Annotated in this window: 23 protein-coding genes; 17 read left to right on the plus strand and 6 right to left on the minus strand. The window is 45.2% G+C overall.

Annotated features, from left to right (window positions below):
- The first annotated feature begins 31 nt into the window (after positions 1 to 31).
- The 4 genes from flhA to ACWPOD_RS06325 all read left to right on the plus strand — a co-directional run bounded on the left by flhA (position 32) and on the right by ACWPOD_RS06325 (position 5440).
- Entirely contained in the window at positions 32 to 2122 is a 2091-nt protein-coding gene (flhA, locus tag ACWPOD_RS06310) for a flagellar biosynthesis protein FlhA (RefSeq protein ID WP_006741984.1), read from the plus strand.
- Between the two features lie 19 nt (positions 2123 to 2141).
- Positions 2142 to 2912, plus strand: a complete 771-nt coding sequence (locus tag ACWPOD_RS06315; RefSeq protein WP_047009608.1) for an EAL domain-containing protein — start codon at positions 2142 to 2144, stop codon at positions 2910 to 2912.
- Between the two features lie 304 nt (positions 2913 to 3216).
- The gene (gene lafA, locus ACWPOD_RS06320; protein WP_005398051.1) at positions 3217 to 4062 is read left to right on the plus strand and encodes a lateral flagellin LafA; all 846 of its coding nucleotides are present in this window, start codon (positions 3217 to 3219) and stop codon (positions 4060 to 4062) included.
- Between the two features lie 55 nt (positions 4063 to 4117).
- Positions 4118 to 5440, plus strand: coding sequence for a 6-hydroxymethylpterin diphosphokinase MptE-like protein (locus ACWPOD_RS06325; RefSeq protein WP_167427770.1), 1323 nt, complete (start codon positions 4118 to 4120; stop codon positions 5438 to 5440).
- Positions 5441 to 5722: 282 nt separating this feature from the next.
- On the opposite strand, the gene ACWPOD_RS06330 is transcribed toward ACWPOD_RS06325, so the two are convergent.
- On the minus strand, positions 5723 to 6010 hold the full coding sequence (locus tag ACWPOD_RS06330; RefSeq protein ID WP_041853112.1) for a hypothetical protein: 288 nt from the start codon (positions 6008 to 6010) through the stop codon (positions 5723 to 5725).
- Positions 6011 to 6398: 388 nt separating this feature from the next.
- Here ACWPOD_RS06330 and fliD point away from each other — a divergent pair, with 388 nt between their 5' ends.
- The 9 genes from fliD (at position 6399) to ACWPOD_RS06375 (ending at position 13007) form a co-directional block, all read left to right on the plus strand.
- The gene (fliD, locus tag ACWPOD_RS06335) at positions 6399 to 7736 is read left to right on the plus strand and encodes a flagellar filament capping protein FliD (protein WP_006741986.1); all 1338 of its coding nucleotides are present in this window, start codon (positions 6399 to 6401) and stop codon (positions 7734 to 7736) included.
- A gap of 20 nt (positions 7737 to 7756) precedes the next feature.
- On the plus strand, positions 7757 to 8143 hold the full coding sequence (gene fliS, locus ACWPOD_RS06340; protein ID WP_005398523.1) for a flagellar export chaperone FliS: 387 nt from the start codon (positions 7757 to 7759) through the stop codon (positions 8141 to 8143).
- On the plus strand, positions 8127 to 8447 hold the full coding sequence (locus ACWPOD_RS06345) for a hypothetical protein (RefSeq protein WP_005398525.1): 321 nt from the start codon (positions 8127 to 8129) through the stop codon (positions 8445 to 8447). The genes fliS and ACWPOD_RS06345 overlap by 17 nt, the downstream gene beginning before the upstream one ends.
- Positions 8444 to 9517 carry a flagellar hook-length control protein FliK gene (locus tag ACWPOD_RS06350; RefSeq protein WP_167427771.1) on the plus strand — a complete coding sequence of 358 codons (1074 nt, stop codon included), beginning with the start codon at positions 8444 to 8446 and terminating at the stop codon, positions 9515 to 9517. The genes ACWPOD_RS06345 and ACWPOD_RS06350 overlap by 4 nt, the downstream gene beginning before the upstream one ends.
- A gap of 22 nt (positions 9518 to 9539) precedes the next feature.
- Positions 9540 to 10040, plus strand: coding sequence for a flagellar basal body-associated FliL family protein (locus ACWPOD_RS06355; protein WP_005398533.1), 501 nt, complete (start codon positions 9540 to 9542; stop codon positions 10038 to 10040).
- Between the two features lie 12 nt (positions 10041 to 10052).
- The gene (locus ACWPOD_RS06360; protein WP_005396579.1) at positions 10053 to 10781 is read left to right on the plus strand and encodes a FliA/WhiG family RNA polymerase sigma factor; all 729 of its coding nucleotides are present in this window, start codon (positions 10053 to 10055) and stop codon (positions 10779 to 10781) included.
- 10 nt (positions 10782 to 10791) lie between these two features.
- Complete coding sequence (gene motA / locus ACWPOD_RS06365) at positions 10792 to 11649, plus strand: flagellar motor stator protein MotA (RefSeq protein ID WP_005396580.1); 858 nt, start codon at positions 10792 to 10794, stop codon at positions 11647 to 11649.
- On the plus strand, positions 11649 to 12641 hold the full coding sequence (locus tag ACWPOD_RS06370) for a flagellar motor protein MotB (protein ID WP_456231685.1): 993 nt from the start codon (positions 11649 to 11651) through the stop codon (positions 12639 to 12641). The genes motA and ACWPOD_RS06370 overlap by 1 nt, the downstream gene beginning before the upstream one ends.
- 78 nt (positions 12642 to 12719) lie before the next feature.
- Positions 12720 to 13007 (plus strand): hypothetical protein, encoded by a 288-nt coding sequence (locus tag ACWPOD_RS06375; RefSeq protein WP_031780567.1) that lies wholly within the window; start codon positions 12720 to 12722, stop codon positions 13005 to 13007.
- On the opposite strand, the gene ACWPOD_RS06380 is transcribed toward ACWPOD_RS06375, so the two are convergent.
- From ACWPOD_RS06380 to ACWPOD_RS06395, 4 genes are all read right to left on the minus strand, one after another.
- A complete protein-coding gene (locus ACWPOD_RS06380) occupies positions 13004 to 13222 on the minus strand; it encodes a DUF6500 family protein (RefSeq protein ID WP_006741989.1) in 219 nt (72 codons plus the stop codon). The genes ACWPOD_RS06375 and ACWPOD_RS06380 overlap by 4 nt on opposite strands.
- 10 nt (positions 13223 to 13232) lie before the next feature.
- Entirely contained in the window at positions 13233 to 13610 is a 378-nt protein-coding gene (locus tag ACWPOD_RS06385; RefSeq protein WP_145533813.1) for a PH domain-containing protein, read from the minus strand.
- Between the two features lie 117 nt (positions 13611 to 13727).
- Positions 13728 to 13943 (minus strand): TIGR02450 family Trp-rich protein, encoded by a 216-nt coding sequence (locus ACWPOD_RS06390; protein WP_046875742.1) that lies wholly within the window; start codon positions 13941 to 13943, stop codon positions 13728 to 13730.
- A gap of 139 nt (positions 13944 to 14082) precedes the next feature.
- On the minus strand, positions 14083 to 14556 hold the full coding sequence (locus ACWPOD_RS06395; protein ID WP_005462762.1) for an HPP family protein: 474 nt from the start codon (positions 14554 to 14556) through the stop codon (positions 14083 to 14085).
- Positions 14557 to 14654: 98 nt separating this feature from the next.
- On the opposite strand from ACWPOD_RS06395, the gene ACWPOD_RS06400 reads away from it, so the two are divergent.
- The 4 genes from ACWPOD_RS06400 (at position 14655) to ACWPOD_RS06415 (ending at position 18041) form a co-directional block, all read left to right on the plus strand.
- Complete coding sequence (locus ACWPOD_RS06400; RefSeq protein ID WP_047009615.1) at positions 14655 to 15200, plus strand: TetR/AcrR family transcriptional regulator; 546 nt, start codon at positions 14655 to 14657, stop codon at positions 15198 to 15200.
- Positions 15201 to 15298: 98 nt separating this feature from the next.
- The gene (locus ACWPOD_RS06405; RefSeq protein WP_006741992.1) at positions 15299 to 15736 is read left to right on the plus strand and encodes a MerR family transcriptional regulator; all 438 of its coding nucleotides are present in this window, start codon (positions 15299 to 15301) and stop codon (positions 15734 to 15736) included.
- 253 nt (positions 15737 to 15989) lie between these two features.
- Positions 15990 to 16934 (plus strand): SDR family oxidoreductase, encoded by a 945-nt coding sequence (locus ACWPOD_RS06410; protein WP_005462753.1) that lies wholly within the window; start codon positions 15990 to 15992, stop codon positions 16932 to 16934.
- Between the two features lie 24 nt (positions 16935 to 16958).
- Complete coding sequence (locus ACWPOD_RS06415) at positions 16959 to 18041, plus strand: saccharopine dehydrogenase family protein (protein WP_456231686.1); 1083 nt, start codon at positions 16959 to 16961, stop codon at positions 18039 to 18041.
- Positions 18042 to 18090: 49 nt separating this feature from the next.
- Here the strand turns inward: ACWPOD_RS06415 and ACWPOD_RS06420 are convergent, their stop codons facing one another.
- Entirely contained in the window at positions 18091 to 20514 is a 2424-nt protein-coding gene (locus ACWPOD_RS06420; protein WP_167427776.1) for a formate C-acetyltransferase/glycerol dehydratase family glycyl radical enzyme, read from the minus strand.
- Between the last annotated feature and the right edge of the window lies 1 nt (position 20515).

Below are 20515 nucleotides of genomic sequence, written 5' to 3' on the forward strand. Positions count from 1 at the left end.
TTAACCCGCGTTTATCCAAGGACACGAAAGTATGCTTAACCGGTTAAAACAACTTCAAACATCAACCAAAGGCTACATTGGCATTCCAATTGTCTTGCTAATGATTTTGGCAATGGTGATTTTACCTTTGCCTCCCCTGCTATTGGATGCGTTGTTTACCTTCAATATCGTCTTGGCAATCCTAGTATTGCTGGTCAGCACTACCGCAAAGCGACCATTAGACTTCTCAGTTTTTCCAACAATTTTGTTAGTCGCGACATTATTGCGTCTTACACTGAACGTCGCTTCCACACGAATCGTACTCCTAGAAGGACATAATGGGGGGGATGCGGCAGGTAAAGTCATCCAAGCGTTCGGTGAAGTCGTTATTGGCGGTAACTACGTCGTTGGTATGGTGGTGTTTGTTATCTTGATGATCATCAACTTCGTCGTAATTACCAAAGGTGGCGAACGTATCTCTGAGGTGTCAGCGCGCTTTACTTTGGATGCCTTACCGGGCAAACAGATGGCGATTGATGCCGACTTAAATGCCGGTCTTATCGATCAGGAAACCGCTCGATTGCGTCGTAAAGAAGTCGCTAACGAAGCCGATTTCCACGGCTCGATGGACGGTGCCTCAAAGTTTGTGCGAGGTGATGCTATCGCTGGTTTGCTGATTCTGTTTATCAACATCATTGGTGGTATCAGCATCGGCGTCTTTGAGCATGGACTCGCAGCATCTGACGCCTTTAAAACCTACGCACTACTTACAATCGGTGATGGCTTAGTAGCTCAAATTCCGTCACTTCTATTGGCAACGGCTGCAGCGATTATCGTTACGCGAATTAATGATAGCGATAATGGCATGTCGGAAACCATGCAAAAACAATTGCTGGCAACCCCGGCGACACTGTTTACCGTCGCAGGCATCATGGCTGTGATAGGCATGGTACCAGGCATGCCACATTTGGCCTTTTTTGCTTTCGCGGGTGCTTTAGCTTTCGCGGGTTGGCGTCAAACGAAAAAGCCCGTGCAAGACTCCCAAATCGAGGAGGTCGAAGCACTTTCACAAGCCATGCAAGAGGACGATACACCACTTACGTGGGAAGATATTCCTCATGTTCAAACGTTGTCGCTTTCCCTGGGTTACCGTCTCGTTCACCTAGTCAACAAAGAACAAGGTGCACCTTTATCACAGCGTATTCGCGGTGTGCGCCGTAACCTATCTGAACAAGTCGGCTTTTTATTACCAGAGGTACGTATTCGAGACAACCTAAGCCTTAAACCGAATCAGTATACAATTTCTCTCAATGGCGAAGTGATCGAACAAGGCTTTATCGAGCCAGAACGTTTGATGGCGATTGCAGTCGGAGAAACGTACGGTGAAGTAGATGGTATTTTGGGCAGTGATCCTGCTTACCAATTACCAGCAGTGTGGATTGAACATCAAGACAAAGCGAAAGCGCTGAACATGGGTTATCAAGTGGTCGATGATGGCACGGTCATCGCGACTCATATTAGCAAGATAATGAAAACAAACCTTGCTGAGTTGTTTACGCACGACGATGTTGAAGCTATGACGCAACGTTTGACACAGCAAGCACCGAAGTTAGCCGAAGCCCTAGCCGCAGCACTTAACCCTGCGCAGCAACTCAAAGTATATCGCCAGTTGTTACTAGACCAAGTGCCACTAAAAGATATTCGTACGATTGCTAACACGATGCTGGAGTCCGCGGAAAACACTAAAGACCCGATTTTACTGGCATCTGATGTGCGTTGCGCACTAAAACGCACGCTCGTAAACCTGATTGCGGGACAGAAAAACGAATTAAATGTCTATGCTCTCTCTGATGAACTAGAACAAATGCTACTGACTTCGCTACAACAAGCACAATCTTCTGGTACAGTAATGTTAGACAGCTTCCCAATTGAGCCAAATATTCTTGGTCAGTTCCAACAAAACTTGCCACTGATAAGACAACAGCTCAAACAACAGGGATTACCTCCGATTCTTCTCGTTATGCCTCAGTTACGTCCACTTCTGGCTCGTTACGCACGCACATTTACGCAAGGACTGGCAGTATTGTCTTACAACGAAATTCCAGAAAACAAACAAATCAATGTGGTAGGAAACCTTGGTTAATCTTATTTCAACACATGCGATGTACGAACATTTGGTTGGTCTCGCAGTACAACATATCGTCACGGATGACGATCAATTAGTATTTGATGCTTTAAAGCACAATGACATTCAACACGCGTGCCAAGCCATTCGCGAGACTCAATCAGGCGAGGTAGAATTCCAACACCTGACGTTGAGATTTGGCACGCGTGGCGAACAAAGCGTCTATCAATTCGAACTCTCTGAACAAATGCAGTACTGCCTAGATTTGTTCAGCCTTTATCTCGCATTGCGACAAACACAGTTTCAGCTAGAAGCCTTTCACCCCGACTTAATCAGTAACGTCGTCGTGCCGATAAGAATTGACGCATTACTATGGGAACCAGGCATATACTTTCTCGAACAGATGATTCAGTTTCACTCTTGCGCTTTTCAACATGTGATTCCTTCTCTTCAAGCAGACAAAACGCTATGCGCCTATGATAAAGTCTCAGCGCTGATAGAGAAGTTAAGAGAAAACGCCTACTCACTTTGGTTTGAAGTCGCGACATCACAAGTGAACTTCGAGCGAGTCGCTGACTTTAGTCCCGATATGATCAAACTATCGGTCACGTTAGAGGATAAAGAAGAAAGACATGCTTTCCTACCGATTGCTAAGTTCTTAAGAAAGCACAAATACCCTTGGGTAGCCGGGCGGGTAGCGAGCCAAACAGAGCTAAACCGCTATCGCTTGTTAGGGGCCAATTATTACTTTGGTTATTTCAGTGACATCCCGACCTCCCTCTCTTTTCAATCTTTTGGTGAGGAATGACAGAATCCTAACTATTAATCTTTATAAAACAGCGCGAATTATTCGCGCTGTTTTTTTATTTATAACGAAGAACGACAATATTGATAGATGACTGCTTCCCTGATTAAGTCAGGCTTATTCAGGTTATTTGATGTTATATCTGTATTTTCATGGAATACAAGTCACTAAAAATCATCAATTTTGATCTTTTTTAGGAATTTTTTAATTTTCAAATTAATCATTAAAGCTGACCGACCGCCTCTAGTTAGTGACTAGGGAATATCCCGAGGCCTGAAAGATATAGTGACTAACTAAGGAGACTAAGATGGCTTTATCAATGCACACTAACTACGCATCGCTTGTAACTCAAAACACTCTGAACAACACAAGCGGTCTTCTAAACACTGCGATGGAGCGTCTAAGCACGGGTTACCGCATCAACTCAGCAGCAGACGACGCTGCGGGTCTACAAATTGCAACTCGTCTGGAAGCTCAGACTCGTGGTATGAATGTAGCGATGCGTAACGCACAGGACGGCATCTCTATGATGCAGACTGCTGAAGGTGCAATGGATGAGATGACAAACATCACATACCGCATGAACGACCTAGCAACACAATCTTTGAACGGCTCAAACAGTCAAGAAGACCGTGCAGCTTTGGATGCAGAGTTCAAACAGCTAGCATCTGAGCTAGGCAACATCATGGAAAACACTTCATTTGGTGGTCAAAAACTTCTAGCTGAAGGCGGCGGTTTTGGTGCAAGCAGCGTTACTTACCAAATTGGTGCGACTGGTGCAGAGAAACTAGCTGTAAATGCAAAAACACAGCTAAACGACATCTCGACAGCAATTGCTGGCCTGACAAGCATCAGCACTGCTGCTGCAGCTTCTACAGCTCTTGCAAACCTTTCAAGCTCTGGCGGTATGCTAGCAGATCTAGGTACAGCACGTGCTCAGTTTGGTGCTAACATCAACCGTCTAGAGCACACAATGACTAACCTTGGTAACATGACTGAAAACACTTCTGCAGCAAAAGGCCGTATCACTGATGCAGACTTCGCTACAGAGTCTTCAAACATGACTAAGAACCAAATGCTTATGCAAGCAGGTACAACAGTTCTTTCTAAGACTAACCAGCTTCCTGGCATGGCAATGTCTCTACTACGCTAATCATTGAAGCTTATAACCCCACCCATCCGGTGGGGTTTTTTACTATCTGAATATTATGACACCAGTTTATTCTCAACATATTGATATCATTCGCTCTCGTTGGCCTGACGTAGCAAAAGCCTTAGACAGTGCAGACTTTAGCGACTTACACTTTGAAGTAGTTGAACAAGCAGCGATGACCCTAAAAGTCAACGGAGTTCAACTTAGCAGTGCTTATGACCCGGTCGAAGAAGCCTTCCAGTACCGAAGCCTAACGTCTAGCGACGATTATCATATTTGGGGCATCGGTATGGGCAATGTCCCATCCCTGTTAACACAAGATAAAAATGCTCGATCAATTCGTGTTTATCTTTATAACCTACCGTTAGCAAAATTGGTGCTTTCTCTCGTTCCACAACAATGGATATCCGATCCTCGTGTTTCGTTGATCATCGTCTCAGAAGACCAAAGCGATATAGGTAGAAAACTCGCGAGCCTTACTTGGGATGATTGTATCATTCTCAATGCCGACAGAGCCATTTCGCGTCATACTCATCAATGGCTTTATTTCCGCTTAGAAAACCGTGTTTTGATCGGCTATGCAAACGCTAGCTATAGACATAGCGATGAAGAACTGCTCACAAGAGAGAAAGAAAACGAACCTCTTTTAAAACGCCTAAACTCTTCTGATCATTATCTTATGTATCAAGTAGACGACGCTATTTGTATTGGTGCTGGCCCATCACTCCAGCATCATATTGAAGAGTTAAAAACAGTCTATAACCGACCAAATCGTCCCAAGCTTATTGCTGCATCAACTGCATGCAAGTGCTTAATTGAAAATAACATCAAACCAGATGTCGTATTTGCTGTAGATTTAAATTTAGGTGACGAACATATTCCATATGAGATCGCCAAAAATACTATTTTGGTGTTTGGTAGCCATATGCCTAGCCGTATTTTCCAAAACTGGCATGGCGAGAAGTATTACTTACACTTGGGTGACTTCACATACGACAGATTTGCAAGCAAACTACCGGTTAAATATCGCCCTTACTCGTTTGGTTCGGTAATCCATCCTCTAATCCACTTCACCCTTTTACAAGGTGCTACCCAAGTATCACTCATCGGATGCGACTTTGGTTTCCCTGGAGATATCATCCATTCAGGACGCGAAAACAGACCAGACGACCCGAACGCGACGATGACAGCACGAGTAGAGAATGGTTATGGTGAGATGATCAAAACCTCACCAGCCTACCGCATGTTTGGAAGCGGTGTTGAGAACCTAATAGCAGCATCACCACAGACCAAGTTTTACAATTGGAGCCGTATTGGTGCAAAAATTATTGGTGCTGAATATTTCAATGTGGAGGAACTATATGGCAACCGAGATTAACTCTGTTTATGACACTTTTATTAAAACTTCAGAGGTTTACTCATACGGTGACCACTTGACAGGCGACTTAATGTTAGGGAGATGTCTAAATCTCCTAACAAAATTATTCACCGTTCAGTCAGAGCGCACGTCTGTTCTCGAAATACTTTCGCGAATAAATACCGCCCGAGAAGTTCATGACTTCACTGCACTTGCAGATATTCTAAGGTATGAAATTGCGCCTAACATAAAAGCGTTGAGTGAACGCTATTAGCTCTAGAAAGCCTCATCATTGAGGCTTTTTTATCGCCTGATGTAAATAGAACTATTATTATCCCAATGAGAGTCTGGCAATCTAAAACCTACTTTCAGCATAATATTCCTTAACACTTTGTTAAATAACTCTAGTTCCACTGGCTCAGGACTATTATCGAACTGATAGCGTTTTAACTCAGGAAATTTTGATATGGCCTCTTTTTGGATACTTGCCAACTCGTCAGAATTAAGACTCTGCTTGCTAAGTAATTTAGCGTGAATAAAGCGCTCATATTCGCGAGCACACTTCATTAGTCGTAAGGCAAATTCGTTCATAATTGTTGTTTTTCTTTCCGATACTCCAATTTGATGAAAAGATAACAGGAAGCATATAAATACGATGTAAGAATTATCTTAATTCATTAGAAGTAAACACCGAAATATCTGTTCTGAGTCCCTTCCTCCCTTTCAACTCCACTTAGAAATTCTATTAAACATTTACGAGTCTTGAGTCGCCTTGTCTTATAGGAAAACGCTACTTGTTTTCTAGAGGAAAGCGGAACACAAAAGGTGGAACCACAGCTTCCTCTCTATGAAATAATACATCGCAAAGCATTGTTATATATAGCCATTTATATACGGCACACATCTTGCGATGAACTGTTAAACCAAGGCATAGCAGATAAGCTATTTAAGCCGTATATATGAGAGAGGGAGTAACCTCATGAGTTCATTAGATCCAATTACAATGGCTACTAAATTTGCCACTTTTGACGTTCAACCGTTTCAACAGCGCTATCAGCTACAAGCCAGCAAATATCAAGCGCAACTTTCCGCTCTAGGTAAAGTTGAAACGGCATTACGAGACTTTCGTAATTCGTTAAACGAAATGAACAGCAGCACAAACACCATCATTAAGAACAGTGCAACCCTATCTCAGGAAGGTTACTTTACAGCCAGTGCAGATGCTAAGGCCCTCACAGGCAACTACCAAATTTTTGTTGAGCAAGTTGCCACGTCTCATCAAGTCTCTACAGGGATGCCTGCTGATCTAGAAGCAACAACTGAAGTCCCAACAACTGGCTCTCTCGAGTTCACGATCAATGGCGAAACAATGACGCTAGATCTATCGACTGTTGATTCAGACGGTGATGGCACAGCAACAGTCAGTGACTTAGCAAAAGCAATCAACAACAACAGCGATAACCCTGGAGTAAACGCCACCTTAGTTCGCTCAAATGGTCAAACTCACTTTATGTTATCAAGCACTGAAACTGGTGTTGCTAACCAAATCAACGTATCGGCGTCTGGTACTGGCCAAGCCTGGTTTGAAGATGCATTCACAAATCTAAACCAAATTAGCGCCCCACAAGATGCTGTAATGTGGTTGGGAGCTAAAGACTCTGGTCTCAAACTGACGAACGCAAGCAATACATTTGAAGGTGTAATCGACGGTGTAGATATTACTCTAACCAAAGCTCAAGCTTCTGGTGAAACACCTGTTGGCCTTGATATAGGCTCTGACAGCGAAGCAACTAAAGAGCAATTGGATAAGTTTGTTGACGCATATAACACTCTTATTGGCGCAATGAACCAGCACACCCAAATAGGTAGTGAAGACAAAAAACGTGGAGTGTTAGCAAGTGATCCAACACTTCGCTCCATTGAGAGCCAATTAACTAATTTGGTTCGAGGGGAACACGGTGGTATGCGTCTGAGTGAAATCGGAGTGAGCTTGGATCGTGATGGGAAAATGAAAGTCGACCACGAAAAATTCGCCGAAGTTCAAAAGAATAACAGCGTGGGCTTGGAAGCAATGTTTAATGGCGACGATGCCTTACTTGACTCAATGGACGCGATGATTGATCCATTTCTGAAGTTTTCATCAGGCGCATTCAAATCCCGTAAAAATGCGCTTCAAGCTAACTTGGATCGCATAGAAGATAAACAATCTACATTAGAGCGTAAATACGATATGTCGTACAAACGCTACATCAAACAGTTCACACAAATGAACGCGTTAATGACCCAAATGAACCAAACCATGTCGATGTTTGGCTAAGCCTTTAGGAGAAAAAACTCATGCTTATGGACTCTGGCTATGACTCGTACCAGCAAGTAGACCTCAACGCGCAAGCGGCAGCAGCAAACCCACACCAATTAGTCATTATGTTGATCGATGGCTTACTTGATGAAGTTGAACGTATTCGTGGCCATTTGGCTGCGAATCGCTTGGCTGAGAAAGGTAACGGAATCAACAAATGCATGAACATCTTGATTGGGCTCACAAGCGCTCTAGATGATGAGAATGGTGGCGAAATTGCTGAAAACTTACGCCAGCTGTATGACTTCTGCCAAGTTGAGCTTTATTACGCCAGCGTGCAGAACGATGCGAATCGCTTGGTTAATGTCGAGCGTGTAATGGGTAACATTCGTGAAGGTTGGATGAATTTTGGACAACAAGCATAAAGTGTCGCCAGAGCGATTTCGTCATTTATCTCAGCTCATCCAATTCGCTACAAAAACAGCAGATTGGCATGCGCTTAAGCGCTATGACTTGCAGTTGCGAGAGCTATTGATCAGTCACAAACCTTTTTTGAAGGATCCTAAGCTTGCACCTGAAATTCAACGTGCCAAAACCGTTCATGCTGATGCATTCGCTAGATTAGAAAAGTCGAAGAACGAGTTAGAAAAAGAGATGAACATGGTCAATGACCATCAAGAGCGCGCTATGGCCTATCAATTAGCGATGACCATGGAGCTAACTCAATGATCGTATCTCCTTCAACTCAAATATCCGGCAATGCATCACCTAGCCATGAAGGCAACATAAAACAAGCAAGAGCTGTACACGGTTTTTCTCATAACCCTATGTCTGAGCATAGCCAGTATGACGGCCAAGGTTTCGCCTCAGCTTCAACCGTGCCGAGTTTTCATCTTACCGCTCCAGCTTTGGACAGCGAAGAAAAGGCGTATGATCGTGGTTCGGATACTGACGAACACTCGGCTTCTGAAGCAGATGCTCACCTGACAAGTACACTGGGTTCAACAGAATCACCTGATCTTGCTATGCAAGCTCAGGCTCTAACCCAGAGTATGCTCACTATGGCCGAAAAGCAGCCGGGTCAGTTCGGAAAAACTCCGCCTTTAGCGGTAGCTAACGACGTTAAGTCTGCAACACAAGACTCAAATAACGCCTTGCTAAACACCTCTCCAAAGCAACAAGAGGTGCAACAAAGCCAACCGATGTCATCGAACTCGCGTCTATCAATCTCCAGTGCCGACTTTCAGACCCTATTGAGTCAACCAGCTCAAGGGCAACCAACGGCCTCACCACTCCAAGGACAAACACCAACGCCACAAGCCCCGAACACCGCCGTTGCCACGAGTCATATTCAAACTCAAGGCTCTGAGTGGGCGGCTGTGCGCGTTGACACCAGTGCTGGAAAATGGGGAGAGCAAATGATGCAAGTTCTGCATGACCGTGTGACTCTTCAAGCGCAACAAAATGTACAAGAAGCCAAAATCCGCCTCGACCCACCGGATTTAGGTAAGCTGGATTTACTTGTACGTGTTGAAGGCGACCGACTAAGCGTGCACATCAATGCCAATGCAGCCGCAACACGAGAAGCTTTAATGCAAGTGTCTGAGCGTCTACGCACAGAACTGCAAGAGCAGAACTTCGTCCATGTCGATGTCAACGTGGGCTCTGATCAAAGCCAGAGTCGCAATGACCAACATACAAATGAAGAAGACGCCACTATTTTCGCAGCACGAGAATCTGGTGCATTCCAAACCACAACAACAAATTATTCAGAACACTGGCTGAACACTCAAGCCTAGTTAATCCTCGAGGAAAAAGGTTATGACCAAACAACAAATGATCGCCCTGTTTATCGCCATGATCATCACCAGCGCCCTCGTTTCGGCCGCCACGATTATGGGCGGAATCTGGTACTTAAACAAACACGCTCAAGAGTCACCTGACTCTGGTTCCTTGATCGATGATTCTCCATTGTCATTTTTAGTCACAGAAGAACCGACAAGCAAAGGTCCTAGCTTCCATCCTTTAGACAAAGTCGTTTTAACCGTAAAAGGTAAAAAGCAAACTCACTTTGTCATGCTAGAACTAGCAATTGAAACACGCCGTCCTGAGCGTATCAAAGACATTGATGAATACATGCCAATGGTACAAAACTCATTATTAAAATTGTTTAGCGACAAAACATTTGATGAGTTACAGCAAGCGGGTGCCATTGATATTCTGCAAAACGAAGTAAAACAAACGCTTTTACTGGCTTTTGCTAAGACAGACATCGTTCGCGAAATAGACGATGTTTTGTTGACTAAATATGTTGTGCAATAACGGAGCACAACCATGTTAGACATGAATATACAAGACACCTATACCACAGAAGAGGAAGTGACGACGCCATCACGTCCAATTGACGAAAATGCACTACTGCAACGTCATCAAGTTATGGTGAAACGCGTCGTTAACCAGCTACGTGTTCATGCCACTTCTCACTGTAGTATTGAAGATATGCAGCAAATTGGCCTTATCGCTCTAGTTGAAGCTGGACGCCGATACGGCGATGTTGACGATCCTCATTTCCCTGCCTTTGCCGTGTGTCGCGTTCGAGGTGCAATTTTAGACGAATTACGCCGGCTAGATTGGCGCTCACGTAAAACTCGCCAGCAGGCTCACGAACTCAATGACGTGACTCGAGATCTCACACGCTCTTTAGGTCGGATGCCCACGGATGCAGAAATCATCCAAGCCTTGGGGACGAATGAGCAGGACTATTACAACCGCCAAAATGCCGCCCTTGCGGGAGAGATGCAAAGCCTTGACCAACTAATGGAAAGCAGTGGTGATAGTTATATTGGCGGGCAATATGATGGCATGGAACATGAGCATATTCGTCGCAGTTTAGATAGCGCTTTAGGCAAATTGCCGAAGCGTGATCAATTGCTGCTTACTCTGTTCTATCAACATGAACTCAACTTACACGAAATAGCTCTGGTATTGGATCTGACACCACCTCGTATATGTCAGCTTCACAAACAAGCGCTGAAACAACTCAACCAATTAATGTCCTCTTAGGAGTCACAAGATGCAAAAGTTTTTTGGAGTCCTCACTATCCTGGTGTGCGTCTTCGGTGGATACATGTGGGCCGGCGGTAACTTAGGCGCTATCTGGCAACCAGCCGAATTCCTTATCATCATTGGCGCTGCTGCTGGTTCTTTGATCATCGGTAACCCACCTCACGTACTGAAAGAAATGCGTCGCCAAGTGCCTGCGACCATTAAAGGTCCAACAGAAGAGCATGAGTACTACATGGAATTAATGGCGCTACTCAATAACTTGCTTGAGACAGCGCGCAACCGTGGTTATAAGTTTCTTGACTCTCACATTGAGTCGCCAGAACAGAGCTCTATGTTTCTCGCTTACCCGACGATTGCTGAGGATCATCGCCTAATTTCTTTCATTACTGATAATTTACGTTTAATGGCAATGGGACAAATGTCGCCTCATGAATTAGAGGGACTGCTAGAGCAAGAAATTGAAGCTATCCAAAACGAAATGCTTTTGCCTTCACGCTCATTACAGCGTACAGCAGAAGCACTACCTGGCTTCGGTATTCTTGCAGCAGTTGGTGGCATCATTATCACCATGCAGGCCATTGATGGCTCAATCGCGATGATTGGTTATCACGTTGCAGCAGCTCTCGTAGGTACATTCATTGGTATTTTCGGTTGTTACTGTGGTTTAGACCCACTAAGTAACGCCATGGCTCAGCGAGTAAAACGTAATATGACTGCTTTTGAATGCGTACGCGCAACCTTGGTTGCCTACGTAGCGAAGAAGCCGACATTGCTCGCCATTGACGCTGGTCGTAAACATATTCAGCTAGACATCAAACCAACATTCAACCAAATGGAGAAGTGGTTAGCTGAACAGGAGGGATAATGCAAAAACAAGAGCATGTAGTGTTCAAACGTGCCAAAGCACACAGCCATGATGAACCTCATGGCGGCGCGTGGAAAGTCGCGTTTGCTGACTTCATGATCGCCCTAATGGCGCTGTTTCTTGTGCTTTGGGTTATGCAGGTGGTAGACAAAGAAGAGCGTAAAGCAATTGTCGCCCACTTACATAGCTCGAGCGTATTCGACAAGAGTTACGGTAATCCATTTGATACTTCACAAAGTATCTCTCCTATTGACTTGGCACAGGACTCTTCTGTGCCAAGTAAACACAATTCCAACCACGTGGTAAGCTCATACTTTCGAGGTGACGGCGATGGGCCAGAAATCGACTCGTTGATTCCTGGTAACTTCGATACTCAGGAGCAACTTGCAGCGCTGGCGAGAGTCATTGAACGAATGACCGCTCAGATTAACGCACAAGGAAATGTCAACGTCACCGTGACCCCACAAGGCTTACGTATCGTCCTTCAAGATGATTACAAACAGCATATGTTCAGTCGTGGTGGCGCAGAGCTGACCCCTTTCTTCGAAGACTTATTACTTGCACTTGCGCCTGTATTTCAGCGTGTGAACAACCCACTGATCATCAGCGGACATACGGATGCGATTCCATTTAAAAAACGCTTTGGTCGTCAATCAAACTGGGCGTTATCTGCATCTCGAGCTGATGTCGCAAGAAATACGCTGGTTGAAGGTGGCATGCCGGATGATCGCGTCATGCAGGTCACAGGCATGTCGGATAGAGCACTGCTTAACCCTGATGAACCAGATTCAAGCGAAAACCGCCGTATCGAGCTGTTCGTTTTAACGACGCCAGCAGCCAAAGTACTCGAAACTCTTTTTGGTAACCACCAAGAAAGTGAACTGCAAAAAGCGAAAGATAAAGCCGAATTTAACCAACCAGTCATTCGACAAGAAGTCATCAATTACTCGGGTGATACGGCCACCAACGAAGTAAATATTCAAGAATTATAACCTCAAAAGGTCACCTCGCCTGATGGTGACCTTTCTAACTGAAACCTCTGTTACTGTGACTTTTTAGTTGAGTTCTATATGCACATAACACCATCCGAAAACAAAAAACGCGATCTGTTGAAGAAGGCCTTTTTATGGTTAATTGTCTTCGACTACCTTTTATTGGCGTTTTTCTTAACTCAGCTGTCCAGTTTAACGCTTAACAGTGGGACCATGATTAGTATGCTGCTCGTCGTCTACAACGTCTTACTCGTTTCTCTGTGCTTTCAAAGAACCAATAAACAGGATTCTTATATTATCTACCCTGTTTTATCCGCGACGTTGTTGGCATTTGTCTGCTTTCTTTATTTCTTTTTTTTAATTTAGATACCTGACTCCACCATTGACTTTATTTTTACTGCTTTTTCGAAGTGGTCGAGCCGATGGGTCTGAATCCACCACGTAGCCGCCTCCATCAACCGTTCTGGATCATCATTTTTGTTGGCGAAAAACGCATAAAATGAGAGCCCAACCTGCTCACCTTTGCTTTCGATCTTTTTGTCACAGACCTCTATTATTTTGTCTCTCAATGAAGCTCTCATTTCTATTCCCTTACGCTAGTACATACTCACTAACCATACGGTTGAAAGAAATCAGATCAAACGAGCCTTTAATTTCAAAACGAACTCTTCCCACCTCACTGATGAAGAACTCAATTTCACAATCTAAGTCAAAAGTACCAGACGTCTCGATAGAAAATGCATTGATCTTGCTATAAGGCAGCGACGTATAATCCACTTTTGAGCCCGTAATTCCTTGCACATTCGCCGCAATCACTCTCTTGTTGGTAAACACCACTTGGTCGCGAACCGTTTTAAAGCCCGCAAATACCGACTCGCCATCAATAAGAAACTTGTGAAAATCTTCCCTAACTTTTGATACCTCAATGGGTTTAAGCTTAAACACTGATGAATTGTCGAAATCGATCATAGTCATTCCTTTTTAGTTGATAGCGAACAAACTCAACGTAGCAGATACACAGACCGTTGCCTATCAGCTAAGTACCATCTTTCGATTTCAAACCTAGGAAAAATTCAACAAAGTGCATTACTTCCAGCCCTGCCGCCATAGCTCTGGGTCTTTCAGCTCTTGCCAGTTCATCTCTTGCTCACGTTTACTCATAACCGCCTCAATGACACATTTCACAACATTGCCGTCTTCATCCAGTTCCATTTCAGTTACGACAAAGTGCTTCTCTTTATTTTTAGGTGACGTCGCCGTCCATTTGCTGTGCAATAGCTTCTTGGGGTGAATTTTATTCATAGTGGTATACCAATTTAACTAGCATCTTTATGTATACGACTGAATACCAAGAGAGAATCAGATTTTATTTTTAAGCATCCACGAAAAGAAAAAGCCGCAAAAGAGGTCATCCCCTAATGCGGCCTTACTTGCAACCCAATTAGGTCTTTTGACCGTTCAAACGAGGGTTTAAGTACTGACTCTGTAGCAACTGCAACGCCTTACCAACCAGCACAATCACCACCGCGCCAATCAATACGGGCGTGAACAGAAAACTCCACCCCTGCCCAGATGCCATGATCAAGATTGGATTTGCGCCCGCAGGTGGATGCGTTGTCTTCGTAATCAGCATTGCTGACACTCCTAACCCAGTCGCAATCGCGAGGGTGATTGGCGTGATCTCAACATATTGGCTAAACGCAATACCGATAGATGCCGTAATGAAGTGACCAATGATCACATTTTTTGGTTGAGCGAGAGGGCTGCTAGGCACCCCAAACACCAACACCGCCGTAGCACCAAATGGCGCCATGAGAAGTACAACCTCAGTAAGAGACACCTCGGCGTAAGACAACACACCAATAGCCAATGTCGCACCAAGCCCCGCGACCAACGATAAAATTAAATTATTCATAAACACCTCAAAGTAGACCGAATTGTCTACAAATTAAAATAGACAAACCTGTCTACCTTTGTCAATATGTGTTTGTAGAACTTTTTGAGGACGTAGTTATGAACAAAAAGAAACAGTTATTGATCGATACCGCGTTGTCGCTGTTTTACAAACAGGGCATCAACTCCATTGGCATCAATGAAGTCCTTAAAGTATCTGGCGTGGCTAAACGCACGCTGTACAGCCATTTTGAAAGCAAAGAAGCGCTCATCCTCGCCGCACTAGAACAACGCCACCAAATCTTCATGGCGTGGCTAGAGGAGAAACTATCACCAGCACAATCGAGCACAGACGTGATCGACCAGTTGTTTACCGCGCTTAACGGCTGGTTTCATGGTTCTGAGGAAAAATTGGGCGAGTTTCGCGGCTGTTTCTTCATCAACACGTCCGCCGAATTCAGTGACGACAGCGGCGAGATCGCAACGTATTGCCGCCACCATAAACAACAGGTTCGAGAGCTAATTCAACGCTATCTCAAATCAGACAACACATCATTACTCGATGCCATTTGCATCATGAAAGAAGGCGCCATCACTACCGCTTACATGACAAAAGAGTACGACGACGTCACAAAAAAATGCGTGGAAATTTTGCACAAGCTGTAACGGTAAGAAAGCAAGAAACGAAACGACCGAGCACCAAACTGGCGAGAATGTTCAGAAATGGTAAGGTTATTTTATCAACCTAATGAGACACGCTTGATATGAAAATTGGCGAACTGGCGCAAAAAACGGGCCTTGCTCCCTCGCGTATTCGATTTTACGAGCGCATCGGACTGCTAAAAACCGTGACCCGTAAAGCCAACGGGTACCGTGAGTATCCGCAAGAAGCATTAATGATTCTGGACATGATCACAACGGGTCAGCAAGCTGGATTCAGTTTGGATGAACTAAGTGCGTTACTGCCATCCGACCTTTCTAACTGGGATCATCATCAGTTATTGACAACCTTGCAGCAAAAAGTCCAAGAGCTCGACGAGCTTGAGCGAAAAATCGCGCAGAGTAAAAGCAAGTTAAAAGAAGTACTTAAAGAGATTGAAGCTAAGCCAGATGACATGGACTGTGCAATGAATGCAAAACGCGTCATGTCTCAACTTGGTCAAACGATTCTGACCAAAGAAAATCCCTCAAATAAAAAATAAGACCGTCACCAAGTCAAGGCAATGTTAACAAGCGAAGCCTTACTCTTGATGTTGGGTTAAAGATTCGCCAATTCCCCTGCCCGCCACTAAGTTGAGTCTGTAAAAACCATTCGCCCTTAGCTCAGGTGTACCACCTCCTTGTTTCTATAATCAATAAAAAATCAATCCAATTTATCTTCAAAATGCGGGTTGACCTTAAACCTAACTTTAACGTTAGGATGAATATCAAAGTAACACAGCAGGAGACTGGCGAATGCAAACGATATTGGGTGCAAGTGGGCAAATTGGCCGTGAGCTGGCATTAAGCCTAAAACGAGACTTTACGAGCGACATCCGATTGGTGAGCCGCAATCCACATCGAGTCAACGAGACGGATCAACTGGTAAAAGCGGACTTGCTCGACGCGAAACAAACATCAGATGCCGTAAAAGGTTCTAGTATCGTTTACCTTACTGCAGGGCTACCAATGGATACTCAACTGTGGGTGGAACAGTGGCCAACAATGATGCGTAATGTCATCGCCGCATGTAAAACTCATCAAGCAAAGCTTGTTTACTTTGATAATACCTACATGTACCCGCAAACGGATACACCTCAACAAGAAGATGCACCATTTCAGCCCAATGGAGAAAAAGGTCGAATTCGTGCGGTCATTACTGACATGCTGCTAGAATCGATGAATAAAGGAGAAATCGAAGCCGTTATCTGTCGCGCTCCGGAGTTTTACGGCCCGGGGAAAACGCAAAGCATCACTAATTCCGCCATTATCGATAATCTACTTAACCAAAAGAGCGCAAAAGTGTTTTTACGTGATGACACCAAACGCAGCTTAATTTATACGCCAGACGCAAGCCGAGCGATGGCGCTAATTGGGAATACGCCCGATGCTTACGGACAAACTTGGCATTTGCCTTGCGATGATCGTCGACTGACGTATCGGGAGTTTATCGCTGTTGCAGCAAAGGTTTTTAACGTTCAACCGAAATACAAAGTCATCAAGCGCTGGCAATTGTGGCTAGCTGGGCGATTTAATCAAACCATTCGAGATGCAGCCGAGCTTTTGCCCCGCTACGAATCTGACAACCTTTTCGTTTCGGATAAGTTTCAGACTCGTTTTCCAGATTTTCAAATCACCACATTCGAACAAGGCTTGACCACCATTCAACAAGAAAAAGCCAATGACCAGAAACCTCTTTAAGCAGGCATTGATAGGAGCTTTTTGATGAAATATAACACACCGGCATCATCCCCAGATCGTTGGATCATATACGGAGCCAATGGTTATACAGGCGAGTTGATTGCGAGAGAGGCCGTAAAACGGGGTCACCACCCAATCCTTGCAGGTAGAAGTTTAGAGAAAGTACAAAGCCTAGCGGCTGAACTAGGGCTGCAAAGTCTTGCTTTTTCTCTTGAGGATAAAAGCAGCGCGGTCCAACATATTTCGGGTTCATCACCGGTATTAAACTGCGCAGGACCCTTTTCTTCGACGGCAAAACCGATGATGAAAGCGTGCCTAGAAGCAGGCGCACATTACCTCGATATTACAGGTGAGATCTCTGTATTTGAGTTTGCACAAACGCTGCAATCACAAGCAAAGGAAGCTGGTGTCGTATTGTGCTCCGGTGTTGGTTTTGATGTTATTCCAACGGATTGCATTGCAGCCACATTGAAAGCTGCGCTACCAGATGCAACACACTTGTCTCTCGGTTTTGACTCTCGCTCTGGTTTTTCTCCGGGCACGGCGAAAACGTCTGTCGAAGGTTTGGCTCAAGGCGGTAAAGTGCGGCTTAACGGAAAAATCACCACCGTTCCGCTAGCGTATAAAGTTCGCAACATTGATTTTGGTGACGGCGAAAAACTTGCGATGACCATTCCGTGGGGCGATGTTTCAACCGCCTATTACACCACGGGGATTGAGAATATTGATGTTTTTATTCCCGGATCGCCGAACATGATAAAAAACGCTAAACGAGCGAATTGGGTTCGCCCCCTTCTCGGCATAACCTGGGTACAAAGCCTCATAAAAAGCCGTATTGAAAGAACCGTAAAAGGACCAAATGAGGAGCAAAGAAACCAATTACCCACATATGTGTGGGGTAAAGCAAGCAACAAACTCGGACAAAGCAAAACAGCACGAGTGCAAACGGCCAATGGCTACAGCTTAACCGTAACGGGATCTCTGGCGATTGTAGAACACCTGCTACATACAAAGCCTGAAGCCGGTGTATACACCCCCTCTAAGCTCATGGGCTCCAATTTTGTGTCGCAGCTTCCCGGCTCTAGTGGCATAACCATTGAAGAGTAAACCAAAAGGCACCAATCGGTGCCTTCTGCATTAACAGGGGTTGAGACCATCACAACTCGTGTTCGGTACGGGCGATGATGTCATCCTGCGCGTCTGGTGACAGCGCGGTAAAGAAGGCTGAATAGCCCGCAACTCGTACGACAAGGTCACGATATTGCTCAGGGTTCTTCTTCGCTGCCAGCAAGGTTTCACGAGAGACGATGTTGTACTGCACGTGCCAACCTTTATGGTGATTAAAGAAGGTGCGAATCAACATTGAAAGCTTGAGCTTATCTCCTTCTGAAGCGACAGCCGCTGGGCTTAACTTCTGGTTAAGCAGCACACCACCCAAGATTTTATTGGCTTGAATTTTACCGACTGAGTTGTACACCGCCGTTGGTCCCAAACGGTCAGAGCCCGATGCTGGACTTGCGCCTTCCGCCAGTGGCGTTTTCGCTTTTCGACCATCTGGTGTTGCCATCGTGGATGCGCCAAATGGCACGTTGGCAGAGATGCTCGATGTTCCCGCGTAGTAGCCACCACCAATTGGTCCACGCCCATGACGTGTGTTGACAAATTGCACCAACTCATCGATATAAACTTGGTAAGCATCAGCCAGCAATTGGTCGACATAATCGTCGTCATTGCCGTATTTTGGCGCGAAGTTGATTAAGCGTTGGCGAAGTTGTTCGTTCTCAATACCATCGAAGTCTTCTTCTAATGCTTTAGCCAGTTCCGTTTGGCTGATTTGTGCTTCTTCAAACACCAAATGTTTGATCGCCGCCAAACTGTTACCCAAATTGGCGATACCCACTTGCAGGCCAGATACCCAATCGTATTTCGCTCCGCCTTCTTTTACTGTTTTACCACGCGCCAAACAGTCATCCACCAGCGATGAGCAGAAAATATCTTGCGCTTGCTGCTCAAGCACACTGTCGACTACGGTATCGATCTCTATCGATTTACGTGTGTAGTAGCGAATTTGCTCCGCCCAAGAAGCGGTGACTTGCTCAAAGCTCTCGAAGTTGCCTTTTGCCAACGACTTATCATGCGGCAAGAAGGCTTTGCCCGTCGTTGCATCCACACCTTCGTTAAGCGCAGCCAGTAAAATACGCGCAAAGTTAATGAAGCTCATGCCCGTGCAACGGTAACCCCATTTGCCTGGAACAGCGGTTTCAATACAGCCAATAGACGCATAGTTGTAAGCGTCTTCTTTCTCAACGCCAAGCTTGATGAATTCTGGAATGACGATTTCATCGTTGTTAAATGCAGGCATACCGAATCCACATTTGATCACTTCAATACAGCCCATCAAGAACTCTTGATTCAGACCTTCATGATAGCGAACACTCAAGTTCGGTTGCGTGGAACGTAGCTGACCACAAGACTCTAAAATCGCCCAAGATAGCGGGTTTACGGCGTCTTCAGGTTCTCCATTCTCATTCAGCTTTTGGCCACCGATACAAACATTTTGATACAGAGGAGAACCTGCCGATGCTTTTGAGTGCGCACCAGAGCGAATCTTGTTTACTTCAAGCAATTTCAACCAACAGCTTTGCAATAACTCAAGGGCGAACGCTTTGTTCATCGCGCCACTTTCAAGATCACGCACGTAGTAGTCGTTTAGGAACTGGTCCATTCGACCGAATGAAACAGAGTGGCCATTCGATTCAATTTGCAACATCAACTGAACAAAATAGCTCAGTTGCAGAGCTTGCCAGAAGTTGGTTGGCGCATGGAAAGCCACATGACGACAGTTTTCTGCGATTGTCTCCAGTTCCGCTTTCCTCTCTGGTCGAGTTTCGTTTTGTGCCATTTCCAGAGCGAGATCGGCGTAACTCACCATGTGCTCCTTAATCGCAAGCAAGACAATTTCGACGGACTTATAAAACTGCTCTTTCTTCAACCCTTCATACGTCGACACGTCGTTATTAGCGCGATGCTGACGAACCTCATCCAGCAGACCGTTCATACCGACTTTCAGGATTTTTTCGTTATCCACCGCAAGGTGCGCGTCGCCCGAAGTCATGTTGCCTTCGGCTTTAATGATGGTGCTGGCTAAGATCTCTTGCTGCTCGTCGGTAAAGAGTCCATAGCAGCGATCTTGAACCGTTTTACCGCGCCAGTATGGCGTAATGGCGTGAATGCTTTGTTTGTCTTCTTCACTTACCGCAAAACCAGCCCCAGGTCGGTCGGCCAGTTCGTCGATTTCCGCTTCAATCCAACGCACCGTGTATTCAGGGAAGATCGGCGCAGCGCGTACTTTGCTCGCTTGGTTACCGACAATCAGCTCGTCGTGCTTAATCCAAATGGTGCGAGTGCGTAAGTGCTCTTGTAACGCCAACGCTCGTTGCACAATCACAGGTTTGTCTTCATTTGCCTGATACGCTCGAGTATAAGCCTCTGCGCGCTCAGTACAGATAGGCGGCGTTACGATGTTGACCAGTGCAGATTTGTGGGCTTTGATTCGCTCTGGAAGGGTATGTAGGTCCATG

The organism is Vibrio sp. JZG120 (assembly GCF_053890955.1).